We start from the raw sequence: 13,366 nt of genomic DNA, 5'->3' as shown, positions 1-13,366 counted from the left end.
TCAGGCGGCCTCCATTCCGGTGAAGAAGTCGACGAGGCCGTGGGGCGCGGTGTCGCCCAACAGCATCTCCAGCATGGCGTGGGAGCCCTCGGCGGCGGCGTGGCTGCGGGCGAACATGGTCGCTTCATAGGCCGAGAGCGCGGCTTCGGGACTATCCGGATGGGCGACGATGGCGAGGGCCAGTTCGGCGCCGTCCAGCAGGGCGAGATTGGCCCCGTCGCCTGCGGGCGGCATCAGGTGGGCGGCGTCTCCCACCAGCGTTACCCCCGGGGTGCGGGGCCACTGATGATCGTTCGGCAGGGTATGGAGCCGACGCGGGACGAGTGAAGTGTCGCTGTCGGTGATCAGGGCGACCAGCGCCGGCGCCCAGCCCGCGAACTCGGCGGCGATGCGGGCCTTCGCGGCGTCAGCATCGTCGAAGTCGACGGTGTCGATCCAGTCGGCCGAACGCTTCAGGGCGATATAGGCGTGCAGCACCCCGCCGGGCTCGCGGTGGGCGAAAATCCCCTGACCGGGCTCCAGCGCGAACAGGGCGCCGCCGCCGACGGCCTCGGCCGAAGCCGGGTGGCGGGCGTCGGCGTCGGAGAGACTGGTCTCGACGAAGGTCACGCCGACATATTCGGGGCGGGCGTCCGACAGCAGGGAGCGGACCCGTGACCAGGCGCCGTCGGCTCCCACCAGAAGGTCGGTCTGGACGGTCGAGCCGTCCGTGAAGATCAGGGTGTGTCGACCATCGCCCCGCGCCGTGACGCCGGACAGTTTGCGGTCCCAACGGATCGTGTCCTCGGGCAGGGAATCGATCAGCATCTGGCGCAGTTCGCCCCGCAGGACCTCGGGGCGGCCACCCGCGCCGTCGTCGGCCTCCTCCAGCAGCAGGGCTCCGTGCCGGTCCAGGGTGCGCGAGGCCTGACCGCCTTCGTGGATCAGGCTCCGGAAGGCGTCGATCAGGCCGGCGGCTCGCAGCGCGACCTGACCGTCTTCCTCATGGATATCCAGTAGCCCGCCCTGGGTCCGGGCCTCCGGCGAGGCGTCGGCCTCATAGATCGTCGAGGCGATGCCATGAACATGAAGCACCCGGGCGAGGACGAGGCCGCCGAGCCCGGCGCCGACGATGGAAACATAAGGGGGCATGGGGGAGTTCCTGATTGTCTGGAACGTCGTTCCAGATTTGCCAATTGGAACGGCGTTCCATTCGTGTCAAGACGGGGCATGATCCCGGATACGAAAACGGCGCCGGCCAAGGGGCGCGGGGAGGCGCTTTCCAAAGAGCGGATCGTCGCCGCGGCCATCGCCCTGCTCGACGCCGAGGGAGAAGCGGGGCTGACCTTCCGCGCGCTGTCGGCGCGACTGTCTACGGGCGCGGGAGCCATCTACTGGCACGTCGCCGACAAGACCGAGCTGATGACCGCAGCCTCCAACGCCGTGATGGCGCGGGCGCTTGAGGGGATCGAGGTCGAGACCGATCCGCGCGCAGGCATCCGCGCCGTGGCCCTGGCCGTCTTCGACGCCATCGAGGCCCATCCCTGGGCCGGTATCCAGCTGTTCCGCGATCCCGCCGGCTCGGCCATGGTGGAGATCATCGAGGGGATCGGCGGACGGTTGCTGGCGCTCAATGTGCCGGGCGAGTCCCTGTTCGACGCGGGTTCGGCCCTGTTGAATTATGTGCTGGGCGTCGCCGGCCAGAACGCCGCCAACGCCCGGGGACATCCGGCCGAGGTGGACCGCGAGGGCTTTCTCAAGGCCGTCGCCGATCGCTGGATCGAGCGCGATCCGGCCCGGTATCCCTTTGTGCACAAGGTCGCGGCGCGGCTGGCCGATCATGACGACCGGGCCCAGTTTCTGGCCGGGCTGGACCTGATCCTGACGGGCGTCGTGGCGCTGGCGGAGACCCGATAGCGGCCGGGGCTCCCCTAAAGTGATAATCCTTTTGCAGTGCACAATGATTTATGGTGCCTTGCGCGCCATTCGGCGGGGGTCGATATCGGAGTCTCATGCTCTACGCACTTCACGAGCTCGCCTACCAGTCGGCGCAGCCTTTCCGCCTCGGGGCGCAGTTCGCCCGCAAATTCTGGACCTCGCCCTTCAATCCGGCGTCGGAAACGGCGATCGGCCGCACCGCCTATGCCTCGGCCGAGCTGTTCGAGAGCGTCACCCGCCGCTACGGCAAGCCGGACTGGGGGCTTGAGGTCATCACCATCGACGGCAAGCCGGTGCGCACCGTCGAACAGGTGGTCTGGGAAAGCCCGTGGGTGAAGATGGTGCGGTTCGCCCGTAACGTCGGCGATCTGAAGCGCGCCAAAAAGCCCGTCGCGGCGCCCAGCGTCCTGATCGTCGCGCCCCTGTCGGGCCACTATGCGACCCTGCTGCGCGGCACGGTCGAGACCTTCCTTCAGGACCACGACGTCTATGTCTCGGACTGGACCAATGCGCGGCAGGTGCCGATGCTGGAGGGCCGGTTCGACTTCCACGACTATATGGACCATGTCCGATCGATGCTGGCCCAGATCGGTCCGCGCGCCCACGTTGTCGCCGTCTGCCAGCCCGGACCGCCGGTCCTGGCTATGGCCGCGGTGATGGCCGAGGACAACGACCCCAACCGTCCGGCCTCCATGACCTTCATGGGTTCGCCCATCGACGCCCGCCTGTCGCCGACGGTGACCAATGTGCTGGCGGAAGAAAAGCCGTTCACCTGGTTCCAGTCGAACATGATCCACACCGTGCCCTGGCCCTATCCGGGGTTTGGCCGACGGGTCTATCCGGGCTTCGTCCAGCTCTACAGCTTCATGTCGATGAACGAGGAACGCCACACCGACGCCCACTGGACCTATTTCAAGGATCTGGTGAAGGGCGACGGCGACGGGGTCGAGAAGCACGAACAGTTCTACGACGAGTATCTGTCGGTGCTGGACCTCTCGGAGGAGTTCTATCTCCAGACCATCGACATCGTCTTCCAGGACTACACCCTGGCCAAGGGCGAGCTCGTCCATGACGGCCGTCCGGTGGACCTGTCGAAGATCACCGACATCGGCCTGATGACGGTCGAGGGCGAGAACGACGACATTTCCGGCGTCGGCCAGACCCAGGCCGCCCATATCCTGTGCCCCAATGTTCCCGTCGAGCGCCGGGTGCTCTATGTCCAGCCGGACGTGGGCCACTACGGCGTCTTCAACGGCCGGCGGTTCCGCGAGGAAATCTATCCGCGCACCCGGGACTTCATCGCGAAAAATGAAAAGCTCTGCGCCGTACCGGACCGGTCAGCGACTGCCGCTTGAGCCCGCGACCGCGGGCGGAGAGACGCTTCAGCTACGCCTGTCGGTGAACCCGAGGGCGCGGAGGATCTCGATCCGTATCGACGCACGGGCGGGCGAGGCGGTCGCTATCGCGCCCAGTGAACGCCGCCTGTCCGAGGCCGTGGCCTTTGCGCGGTCGAAAGCCGGCTGGATCGCCGAACGACTGGAGGCGCGGGTCGAGGGGCAACCGTTGACGCCGGGTCAGATCATCCTGCTGCATGGCGTCGAGACGCGGCTGGAGGCCACAGGGACGAACGGCGCGGCGCGGCTGACGGCCGACGGCGTCGGGCCGGTGATCCGTTCGGGCGGGGAGGGCGAGGCCTTCGCGCGCCGGGTCGAGAACCTGCTCAAGCGCGAGGCGCGGACACAGCTGGTGGCGCGCACCGAGGTGCATCTGAAAGCCCTGAACCAGAGGCCGGTGAAGGTCTCGGTCGTCGACACCCGCTCGCGCTGGGGCTCATGCAGCCCGCACAACCGCTCGATCCGCTATTCATGGCGCATGGTCATGGCCCCGCCCGCCGTGCTCGACTATCTGGCCGCGCATGAGGTCGCCCATCTGGTCCATGCGGATCACAGCCCGGCCTATTGGGCGGTGGTGCATGGTCTGGTCGGGGATCACCGGCCGTTCCGCGCCTGGCTCAAGGCCCACGGACAGGCCCTGCATGCGGTCGGTCGCTAGCTAGCGCAGCAGACCCGCCAGAGGCATCGACAGCACCAGCAGGGTCGCCAGACTGTAGACGGCGAAGGCGTTCAGGGTCTGGCGGCGGCCCCGGGCCGAGATCGGGTCGCGCGGGCGATACCAGCGCTGGGCCCAAAGCAGATAGGCCGCCTGTGCGCCCCAGCAGGCGAGGAAGACCAGAACCGCCCAGGGCTGGAGCAGCATCAGGGCCGCGCCCGAGGCCAGGACCAGCACCGATCCCATGGCCAGCATGACGTCGGCGGCGCGTTCGGTGGGGGAGGAGGGCAGGACGGCGGCAATCGCTCGCTCCATCCGCCAATTGATCAGGACCTGCCGCAGGGCGAGAACCCCCGCGAGCACATAGAAGACACCCATCCCCCGAACGGCCCATTCCATGACGGAAGGGTGATCTATTACTTCGTATAGGTAAACCTACGGATTCTGACAGGGGCTGCGTGCAGGGCTGTCAGGCCGTCGCCGGAAAGAAAAAGCGCGCGACCGCCGAAGCCGTCGCGCGCTCTAATTCTCTCTCGTAGGGTCCTTAGAGGTCCAGCAGCGAGCGCTGCGGGTCTTCCAGGTGTTCCTTGACGCGGACCAGGAAGGTCACGGCTTCCTTGCCGTCGACGATGCGGTGGTCGTAGCTGAGGGCCAGGTACATCATCGGGCGGATCTTGACCTCGCCGTTGATGGCCATCGGGCGCTGCACGATGTTGTGCATGCCCAGGATGCCCGACTGCGGCGCGTTCAGGATCGGCGTCGACATCAGCGAGCCGTAGGTGCCGCCGTTGGTGATGGTGAAGGTGCCGCCCTGGAGCTGGTCCATGGTCAGGCCGCCGTCGCGGGCGGCCTTGCCGAGGTCGGCGATGCCCTTCTCGATGCCGGCCAGCGACAGGGTGTCGGCGTCACGCAGGACCGGAACCACCAGGCCCTTGTCGGTGCCGACGGCGACGCCGATGTCATAGTGGTTCTTGTAGATGATGTCGGTGCCGTCGATCTCGGCGTTGACGGCCGGGATTTCCTTCAGGGCGTTGATCACCGCCTTGGTGAAGAAGCTCATGAAGCCCAGCTTGACGCCGTGGCGTTTCTCGAAGGCGTCCTTGTACTGGGCGCGCAGGGCCATGACCTGGGTCATGTCCACCTCGTTGAAGGTGGTCAGCTGGGCGGCGGTGTTCTGGGATTCCTTCAGGCGGCGCGCGATGGTCTGGCGCAGACGGGTCATCTTGACCCGCTCTTCGCGCGGCTGGTCCGGACGCGGGGCGGCGGGCGCAGCGGCGGCGACCGGGGCCGGAGCAGCCTTCGGCGCGGCGGCGGCGGCCAGGGCGTCGCCCTTGGTGATGTTGCCCTTCGGACCGGTCGGGGTGATCGAACCGGCGTCCAGACCGCCTTCGGTGACGATGCGCTGGACCGACGGCGACAGCTGGGCCGAGCCGGTGTTGGCGGCGGCGGCCGGAGCCGCAGCGGGAGCCGGGGCCGCAGCAGCCGGGGCGGCGGCCGCGCCGGCGCCGGCGGCGATCGAGCCGATGGACTGGCCGGGGGTGACGGTCGCGCCTTCGTCGGCGGTGATGGTCAGAACGCCGTCAGCCGGGGCCGCGACCTCGACCGCGACCTTGTCGGTCTCGATCTCGACGAGCAGCTCATCCTTCTTCACGGCCTCGCCGTTCTTCTTGAGCCACTTGCCCATCGTGCCTTCGGCGACGCTCTCGCCCATGGTCGGGACCGGGATGGCGACCGTGGCGCCGCCCGAAGCGGGAGCAGCGGCGGCCGGGGCGGCGGCAGGAGCCGCAGCGACCTGCGCTTCAGCAGCCTTTTCAGCTTTCGGAGCGGGCTTGGCCGCGGCCGGGGCGGCCGAGGCGCCTTCGGTGACGACGCCCAGGACGGCGCCCGGAACGACGGTGTCGCCCTCGGCGGCCTTGATGTCCGACAGGACGCCGTCGGCCGGGGCCACGACTTCCAGCGAGACCTTGTCCGTCTCCAGCTCGACCAGGACCTCGTCCTTCTTCACCGCCTCACCGACCTTTTTGGTCCATTTTGCGATGCTGGCTTCCGAGACGGATTCACCAAGGGTCGGGGTCAGGATGTCGGCCATGTCGGGTCCAGGCTTTCGTGTAAGGCTTCAGGCGGCGTTGTAGGTCAGTGTTGTGTCAGGCGAACGAAGGAAGGTCTAGGCGAAGGCCTCGTCCGTGAAGGTCTGCAGTTCCTTCAGGTGGCGGCTCATCAGACCCGCGGCGGTCGAGGCCGAGGCCGGACGGCCGACGTAGCGGGCGCGTTTGGACTTCACGTTCAGCTTCTCGAGCGTCAGTTCGATCCACGGATCCACGAAGGTCCAGCCGCCCATGTTCTTCGGCTCTTCCTGGCACCAGACCAGTTCGGCGTTCGGGAAGCGGGCCAGTTCGGTCATCATCGACTTCATCGGCCAGGGGTAGAACTGCTCCAGACGCAGCAGATAGACGTCGTCGACGCCCTTCTTCTCGCGCGCGTCGAGCAGGTCGTAATAGACCTTGCCCGAGCAGACCACGACGCGACGGATGTCCTTGTCGGCCTTGATCTTGATGCCCGAGATTTCGGGGCGCGTCTGGGCGTCGTCGTGCAGCACGCGGTGGAAGGACGAACCCTCGGCCATGTCGGCGATGGTCGAGACCGCCTTCTTGTGACGCAGCAGCGACTTGGGCGTCATGATGATCAGCGGCTTGCGGAACGGCCGCTGCATCTGGCGACGCAGGATGTGGAAATAGTTGGCCGGGGTCGTGCAGTTGGCGACCTGGATATTGTCCTCGGCGCAGGCCTGCAGGAAGCGTTCGAGGCGGGCCGAGGAGTGTTCCGGACCCTGGCCCTCATAGCCGTGCGGCAGGAGCATGGTCAGGCCGCTCATGCGCAGCCACTTGCGCTCACCCGAGGTGATGAACTGGTCGATGACCACCTGGGCGCCGTTCACGAAGTCGCCGAACTGGCCTTCCCACATCACCATCGTGTTCGGGTCGGCGAGCGAATAGCCGTATTCGAAGCCGAGCACGGCCTCTTCCGACAGGGCCGAGTCGATGACCTCGAAATTGGCCTGGCCTTCGCGCAGGTTGTTGAGCGGGATGTACCGCTCTTCCGTGGTCTGGTCGATGATGCCCGAGTGGCGCTGGGAGAAGGTGCCGCGCACCGAATCCTGACCCGACAGACGAACCGGGAAGCCCTCGTCCAAGAGGCCGGCGAAGGCCAGGCTCTCGGCCGTGGCCCAGTCGATCGTACCGGCGGTCAGGCTCTCGCGACGCGCCTCGATGACGCGCTTGAGCGTCTTGTGCATGTCGATCGCGTTCGGAATGGTCGTCAGGCGGTGGCCGTAGTCCATCAGCTTCTCGGCCGGGATGCCGGTCTTGCCGCGACGCTCGTCGTCTTCGGCCAGGCCCACGCCCTTCCACTGACCGTCCAGCCAGTCGGCCTTGTCGGCCTTGAAGGTCTTGCCGGCCTCGAACTGTTCGTCGAGCCAGGCTTCCTGTTTGGCGACCAGGGCGTCGACCTCGGCCTCGGTCAGGACGCCTTCGGCGACCAGACGGGCGGCGTAGATCTCGCGCGTCGACCGCAGGGCGCGAATCTTCGAATACATCAGCGGCTGGGTGAAGGTCGGATCGTCGCCTTCGTTGTGACCGAAGCGGCGGTAGCAGAACATGTCCACCACCACGTCCTTGTGGAATTTCTGGCGGTATTCGGTGGCCACCTTGGCGGCGAAGACGACCGCTTCCGGATCGTCGCCGTTCACGTGGAAGATCGGCGCCTGGACCATCAGGGCGACGTCCGAGCAATAGGGCGTCGAGCGCGAGTTGCGCGGCGAGGTGGTGAAGCCGATCTGGTTGTTGATGACGAAATGCATCGTCCCGCCGGTGCGGTAACCCTTCAGACCCATCAGGGCGAAGCATTCGGCGACCACGCCCTGACCCGCGAAGGCGGCATCGCCGTGGATCAGCAGGGGCATGACCTTGGAGCGATCCAGCGCCCACTGGTTCTCGGGCACGCCGGCGTTGGCCTCACGGATGTCGAAGGCCTGTTTCGCGCGCGCCTTGCCCAGAACGACCGGGTTGACGATCTCGAGGTGCGAGGGGTTGGCGGTCAGCGACAGGTGGACCTTCTTGCCGTCGAACTCGCGGTCCGACGAGGCGCCCATATGGTATTTGACGTCGCCCGAACCCTCGATGTCCGAAGGCACGGCCGAGCCGCCCTGGAACTCGTGGAAGATGACCTTGTGGGGCTTGCCCATGACGGTCGCGAGGGTGTTCAGGCGGCCGCGGTGGGCCATGCCGATGACGATCTCGTCGATGCCCAGGGCGCCGCCGCGCTTGATCATCTGCTCCAGCGCCGGGACCATGGCCTCGCCGCCGTCCAGACCGAACCGCTTGGTGCCCGGGAAGCGCTTGTGGGAGAAGCGTTCGAAGCCTTCGGCCTCGATCAGCTTGTTCAGGATGGCCAGCTTGCCTTCCTTGGTGAAGCCGTTCTTCTCGAAGGCGTCGGCGCCCTCGAAGCGCTGCTGCAGCCAGGCCTTCTCGTCCGGCTCGGCGATGTGCATGTACTGGATGCCGATATGGCCGCAGTAGGTGCGCTCAAGGATCGCCATCAACTCGTTCACGGTCGCGTACTGCAGGCCCAGGACGCCGTCGAGGAAGATCGGGCGGTCCAGGTCAGCGGCGGTGAAGCCGTGGAAGGCGGGGGTCAGCTCGGGGTTGTCGATGGGCTGTTCGATGCCCAGCGGGTCGAGCTTGGCGTGCAGATGGCCGCGCACCCGGTAGGTGCGGATCAGCATCAGGGCGCGGATGGAATCGTGGGCGGCGGCGCGGACCTCGTCGGCGCTGACCCCGGCTGCGGCTGGCGCAGCGGCAAGGGCGGCCTTGGCGGGCGCGGCGCCGGCCTTCTTCGGATCAACCTTGGGGGCGGGCCACTGGCCGTCGAAGACGCCGGTCTCTTCCGTCGGCTCCAGGATCGCGCCGCGGCCCCAGCCGCCGGCCGCGCCCGAGGCCTTGACCACCGCGGCCGAGTCCTTGAGCTGGTCAAAGAAGCTGCGCCATTCGCCGGACACGGAAGACGGGTCGTTCGCCCATTTCTCGTGGAGGTCCTCGATGAAGGCGGCGTTCGCGCCATAGAGGAAGCTGGTCTCGGCAAAGACCTGGTTCAGCCGACCGGCATCGTCCGCCATCGTTCTCGTCGTCCTTTTGGGGCCTCACGGTCACAACCGCGTGAGGCCAGCGCGGTTCATATAGGCGCTGTTTCCTTATGGGTCATGACCGAAGAGGGGCGAAACGATAAGAAATTGGTTCCGAGTGTAAACAAAAACGCCCCCGGCCGTGACCGGGGGCGTCTTCGATGCGGGTTTCCGGCACGATCGATGCCGAAACCGGTGTCATGCCGCCCAAGCGGGGCGACAATTCACCGCGTAAGGTTCTCGTCTGGGCCGCTCGCCCGAGGCGCTCAAGTAGCGAGCAACCGCGTTGCGAGCGTAGCGCCCCTTGGGATCAGCCCTTCAGCACTTCGACCAGCGTCGTGCCGAGGCGGGCGGGCGAGGGCGACATCTTGATGCCGGCCGCTTCCATGGCCGCGATCTTGGATTCCGCATCGCCCTTGCCGCCGGAGACGACAGCGCCGGCGTGGCCCATGGTGCGGCCCTTGGGAGCCGTACGGCCCGCGATGAAGCCGGCCATCGGCTTCTTGCGGCCCTTCTTCGCTTCGTCGATCAGGAACTGGGCGGCGTCTTCCTCGGCGCCGCCGCCGATTTCGCCGATCATGATGATCGAGGTGGTTTCCGGGTCGGCGAGGAACAGTTCCAGGACGTCGATGAACTCGGTGCCCTTGACCGGGTCGCCGCCGATGCCGACGGCCGTGGTCTGGCCGAGGCCTTCGTTGGTCGTCTGGAACACGGCTTCATAGGTCAGGGTGCCCGAACGCGACACGACGCCGACGGAGCCCTTCTTGAAGATGGAGCCCGGCATGATGCCGATCTTGCACTCGTCCGGGGTCAGGATGCCGGGGCAGTTCGGGCCCAGCAGGCGCGACTTCGAACCTTCGAGGCGGCGCTTGACCTGAACCATGTCCAGCACCGGGATGCCTTCGGTGATGCAGGTGATGAAGGGGATCTCGGCGTCGATGGCCTCGATGATCGCGGCGGCCGCGCCCGACGGCGGGACGTAGATCACCGTGGCGTCGGCCTTGGTGGCGTCGCGGGCTTCGGCGACCGAGGCGTAGATCGGCAGGCTTTCACCGTGCGATCCGGTCCAGTTGGTGCCGCCCTTGGTCGGGTGGACGCCGGCGACCATCTGGGTGCCGTGATAGGCCAGGGCCTGTTCGGTGTGGAAGCCGCCGGTCTTGCCGGTCAGGCCTTGAACGATGATTTTCGTGTTCTTGTCGACGAGGATGGACATGGGTCTATCGATCTCTGGATATATTTGTCAGCGGGGCGGTGGAGGCTGAGCGCAAGGCTCAGCCGACCGCCGCGACGATCTTCTGGGCGGCGTCGTCGAGGTCGTCGGCGGCCTGGATGGTCAGGCCGGATTCGTTCAGAATCTTCTTGCCCAGCTCGGCGTTGGTGCCTTCGAGGCGGACGACCAGCGGCACCTTCAGGCCCACTTCCTTGACGGCCGCGACCACGCCTTCGGCGATGACGTCGCACTTCATGATGCCGCCGAAGATGTTGACCAGGATGCCCTGGACGTTCGGGTCAGCGGTGATGATCTTGAAGGCCGCAGCGACCTTCTCCTTGCCGGCGCCGCCGCCGACGTCGCAGAAGTTGGCAGGCTCCTTGCCGTACAGCTTGATGATGTCCATCGTCGCCATGGCCAGACCGGCGCCGTTGACCATGCAGCCGATGTTGCCGTCGAGCGAGACATAGGCGAGGTCCCACTTGGAGGCCTCGATCTCCTTGGCGTCTTCTTCCGTCTCGTCGCGCAGGGCGCGCATGTCGTCGTGGCGGAACAGGGCGTTGCCGTCGAACGAGACCTTGGCGTCCAGGACGCGCAGGTGGCCGTTCTCCATGACGATCAGGGGGTTCACCTCCAGCATGTCCATGTCCTTCTCGACGAAGGCCTTGTACAGGGCGGGGAACAGTGACTTGCCGTCTTCGGCGGCGTCGCCGGTCAGGCCGTAGGCGGCGTTGATCTTCGCGACGTCGGCTTCGGTCACGCCCGTGTCGGGGTCGATGACGATGTTCTGGATCTTCTCGGGGGTGTCGTGGGCGACAGCCTCGATGTCCATGCCGCCTTCGGTCGAGACGACGAAGGCGATGCGGCCGTACTGACGGTCGACCAGCAGCGAGCAGTAGAGTTCGCGGGCGATGTCGGCGCCGTCTTCGATGTAGAGACGGTTGACCTGCTTGCCGGCTTCACCGGTTTGCGCGGTCACGAGGGTGTTGCCGAGCATTTCCTTCGCGTTCTTGACCACGTCCTCGATCGAGAAGGCGAGGCGGACGCCGCCCTTGGCGTCGGCGGGCAGTTCCTTGAACTTGCCCTTGCCGCGGCCGCCGGCGTGGATCTGCGATTTCACGACATAGAGGGGTCCGGGCAGTTGCTTCGCTGCGGCCTCGGCCTGGTCAGCCGAAGTAATCGGCACGCCCTCGGCGACCGGTGCGCCGAAGCCCTTCAGGACCTGCTTGGCCTGATATTCGTGAATGTTCATGGATCCGACGTCCTGTGGCGGTGGCCTGGGGAAGAAAGTTGGCCGCGCTTATAGGCGTCGCTTGTTCGCAGGTGCAACCGTCTGTGATCACCCGTTACGCTATCGATCGGATCAGGCCCGGTATCAAAGGGCCGTATGAGGGGTCGCCCCTAGTCGACCCAGTCCTTCTTCAGCGTCCGCGACGCCCCGAACAGCAGGATCGAGGCCAGGACGTAGAAGCCGACGCCGGTGTAGATGGCCCAGCGCAGGCTCTCCTCACCGAAGGTCGGGGCCAGAAGGTCGCTCATCCAGCCGAAGTAGAAGAAGCCGACCGCCAGACCCAGCAGGTTGTTGATCAGCAGGAACAGGGCAGAGGCGGTCGAACGCATCGGGGCCGGAACCAGATGCTGGACCGCCGCCGTCACCGGACCCAGCCAGGCCAGGTTCAGGCCGGTCGGGATCAGGAAGATCAGGAAGGCGATGGTCAGGGACAGGCCCTGCGATCCGCCGCCGGGAATGATCTGCTGGATCAGCCAGGCGGAGTTCATGGCCAGGATGAAGCAGGGGCCGGAGATCAGGAAGGCCACGGCCGGGGTCAGGGGATAGGCGCCCTTGCCGCGTTTGGCCAGCTTGTCGGCGATCATCCCGCCCAGCCAGATGCCGGCCAGACCGCCGATCAGGGCGATGCCGGAATAGTACCAGGAGGTCTGTTTCAGGGTCAGGTCGAAGCTGCGCATGAAGAAGAGCGGCAGCCAGCCCGCGACGCCGTAGCCGCAGACCGAGGAGGAGGCGGCGCCGAGCGCCAGCAGCCAGAAGCTGGGCTTCCTGACGACGACCGAGGCCGTGGCCCTGGCGATCATCAGCGAAATCCCGATGACGAGGGCGAGGCCGCCGCCGAAGGCCCAGACCAGGGGATTGCCGATGGCGAGGCCGGCGAAATGGCCGAGCACGGCGAGGATCAGGCAGCCGGCGCCGAGGCCCAGCATGATCAGGGAAGCCACGCGTCCGGGACCCGTCGGGCCGGCGACCACCGGAGCCGGCGCCGCGGCGGGGGTTGCGGCGACATCGCTGCCGCCCCGCTTCGGATCGCGGATGGTCAGGCGCAGCAGCGGGGCGAGAAGCAGGCCGATCAGGCCGACGGCGATGAAGGCGGTGCGCCAGCCATAGGTCGCGGCCAGAAGGCCGCCGACGAGGGTCCCGGCCGCGGTGCCCAGCGGAATGCCGAAGGCGAAGGCGGCGAGCGCCCGGGCCCGGTGCTGGGGCGGGAAGTAGTCGGCGATCAGGGAATAGGCCGGGGCTACGCCGCCCGCCTCGCCGACTCCCACGCCCATGCGGCACAGGAACAGCTGGCCGAAGGAGCCCGCCATGCCGCACAGGGCGGTGAAGCCCGACCAGACGGCCAGGGCCCCGGTCATGATCCAGACACGCGAGAAGCGGTCGGCCAGCCAGGCCAGGGGAATGGCCAGGGTCGAATAGACGGAGGCGAAGGCGATGCCGCCCAACAGGCCGAACTGGCTGTCCGACATCTTGAACTCAGCCTTCAGCGGGGCGGCGAGAATCCCGATGATCTGGCGGTCCAGAAAATTGAGCATGTAGACGAGGACCAGAACCGCCAGAACGTAATAGCGGTATCCGCCCCGTTGCGCGGGGTCCTGCGGGGCGGTCGTGTCGGTCGTCGCCATGTCGCTTCCTCGGATTTTCTGGTTTTCGGTATGGTAACGGCCGCGCTGTGGACCGCAACGAAAAAGGGGCGGCGCCTTTCGACCCCGCCCCCGTTTTCCGC

Annotated in this window: 10 protein-coding genes; 3 read left to right on the top strand and 7 right to left on the bottom strand. The window is 66.8% G+C overall.

Going from position 1 to position 13,366, the window contains the following annotated elements:
• Entirely contained in the window at nt 1-1,131 is a 1,131-nt protein-coding gene (locus tag AC07U0_RS04960; RefSeq protein WP_494718904.1) for an FAD-dependent oxidoreductase, read from the bottom strand.
• Nucleotides 1,132-1,209: 78 nt separating this feature from the next.
• Here AC07U0_RS04960 and AC07U0_RS04955 point away from each other — a divergent pair, with 78 nt between their 5' ends.
• The 3 genes from AC07U0_RS04955 (at nt 1,210) to AC07U0_RS04945 (ending at nt 3,969) form a co-directional block, all read left to right on the top strand.
• Complete coding sequence (locus tag AC07U0_RS04955) at nt 1,210-1,896, top strand: TetR/AcrR family transcriptional regulator (RefSeq protein ID WP_494718903.1); 687 nt, start codon at nt 1,210-1,212, stop codon at nt 1,894-1,896.
• A gap of 95 nt (nt 1,897-1,991) precedes the next feature.
• On the top strand, nt 1,992-3,272 hold the full coding sequence (locus AC07U0_RS04950) for a polyhydroxyalkanoate depolymerase (RefSeq protein ID WP_494718902.1): 1,281 nt from the start codon (nt 1,992-1,994) through the stop codon (nt 3,270-3,272).
• Nucleotides 3,226-3,969 carry a M48 family metallopeptidase gene (locus AC07U0_RS04945; protein ID WP_494718901.1) on the top strand — a complete coding sequence of 248 codons (744 nt, stop codon included), beginning with the start codon at nt 3,226-3,228 and terminating at the stop codon, nt 3,967-3,969. Before AC07U0_RS04950 ends, AC07U0_RS04945 begins: the two co-directional genes overlap by 47 nt.
• On the opposite strand, the gene AC07U0_RS04940 is transcribed toward AC07U0_RS04945, so the two are convergent.
• The 6 genes from AC07U0_RS04940 to AC07U0_RS04915 all read right to left on the bottom strand — a co-directional run bounded on the left by AC07U0_RS04940 (nt 3,970) and on the right by AC07U0_RS04915 (nt 13,265).
• Nucleotides 3,970-4,365: a hypothetical protein gene (locus AC07U0_RS04940; RefSeq protein ID WP_494718900.1), complete on the bottom strand. Its 396-nt coding sequence runs from the start codon at nt 4,363-4,365 to the stop codon at nt 3,970-3,972.
• A gap of 145 nt (nt 4,366-4,510) precedes the next feature.
• On the bottom strand, nt 4,511-6,055 hold the full coding sequence (gene odhB / locus AC07U0_RS04935) for a 2-oxoglutarate dehydrogenase complex dihydrolipoyllysine-residue succinyltransferase (RefSeq protein ID WP_494718899.1): 1,545 nt from the start codon (nt 6,053-6,055) through the stop codon (nt 4,511-4,513).
• A 75-nt stretch (nt 6,056-6,130) separates the two neighbouring features.
• On the bottom strand, nt 6,131-9,136 hold the full coding sequence (locus AC07U0_RS04930) for a 2-oxoglutarate dehydrogenase E1 component (RefSeq protein ID WP_494718898.1): 3,006 nt from the start codon (nt 9,134-9,136) through the stop codon (nt 6,131-6,133).
• 316 nt (nt 9,137-9,452) lie between these two features.
• Nucleotides 9,453-10,355: a succinate--CoA ligase subunit alpha gene (sucD, locus tag AC07U0_RS04925; protein ID WP_494718897.1), complete on the bottom strand. Its 903-nt coding sequence runs from the start codon at nt 10,353-10,355 to the stop codon at nt 9,453-9,455.
• Nucleotides 10,356-10,413: 58 nt separating this feature from the next.
• On the bottom strand, nt 10,414-11,604 hold the full coding sequence (gene sucC, locus AC07U0_RS04920) for an ADP-forming succinate--CoA ligase subunit beta (protein WP_494718896.1): 1,191 nt from the start codon (nt 11,602-11,604) through the stop codon (nt 10,414-10,416).
• Between the two features lie 149 nt (nt 11,605-11,753).
• Nucleotides 11,754-13,265: a spinster family MFS transporter gene (locus AC07U0_RS04915; protein ID WP_494718895.1), complete on the bottom strand. Its 1,512-nt coding sequence runs from the start codon at nt 13,263-13,265 to the stop codon at nt 11,754-11,756.
• Nucleotides 13,266-13,366: the final 101 nt, after the last annotated feature.

The organism is Brevundimonas sp. GW821-FHT02A10 (assembly GCF_059422025.1).
Note: the sequence above shows the minus strand (reverse complement) of the source record. Positions and strands in the feature narration are given on the sequence as shown.

Excerpts from the sequence above, each read along its gene's own strand:
- odhB (WP_494718899.1), bottom strand. The coding sequence starts at position 6,055 with ATGGCCGACATCCTGACCCCGACCCTTGGTGAATCCGTCTCGGAAGCC.
- AC07U0_RS04960 (WP_494718904.1), bottom strand. The coding sequence starts at position 1,131 with ATGCCCCCTTATGTTTCCATCGTCGGCGCCGGGCTCGGCGGCCTCGTC.
- AC07U0_RS04955 (WP_494718903.1), top strand. The coding sequence starts at position 1,210 with ATGATCCCGGATACGAAAACGGCGCCGGCCAAGGGGCGCGGGGAGGCG.
- AC07U0_RS04945 (WP_494718901.1), top strand. The coding sequence starts at position 3,226 with ATGAAAAGCTCTGCGCCGTACCGGACCGGTCAGCGACTGCCGCTTGAG.
- AC07U0_RS04950 (WP_494718902.1), top strand. The coding sequence starts at position 1,992 with ATGCTCTACGCACTTCACGAGCTCGCCTACCAGTCGGCGCAGCCTTTC.
- AC07U0_RS04940 (WP_494718900.1), bottom strand. The coding sequence starts at position 4,365 with ATGGAATGGGCCGTTCGGGGGATGGGTGTCTTCTATGTGCTCGCGGGG.
- AC07U0_RS04930 (WP_494718898.1), bottom strand. The coding sequence starts at position 9,136 with ATGGCGGACGATGCCGGTCGGCTGAACCAGGTCTTTGCCGAGACCAGC.
- sucC (WP_494718896.1), bottom strand. The coding sequence starts at position 11,604 with ATGAACATTCACGAATATCAGGCCAAGCAGGTCCTGAAGGGCTTCGGC.
- AC07U0_RS04915 (WP_494718895.1), bottom strand. The coding sequence starts at position 13,265 with ATGGCGACGACCGACACGACCGCCCCGCAGGACCCCGCGCAACGGGGC.
- sucD (WP_494718897.1), bottom strand. The coding sequence starts at position 10,355 with ATGTCCATCCTCGTCGACAAGAACACGAAAATCATCGTTCAAGGCCTG.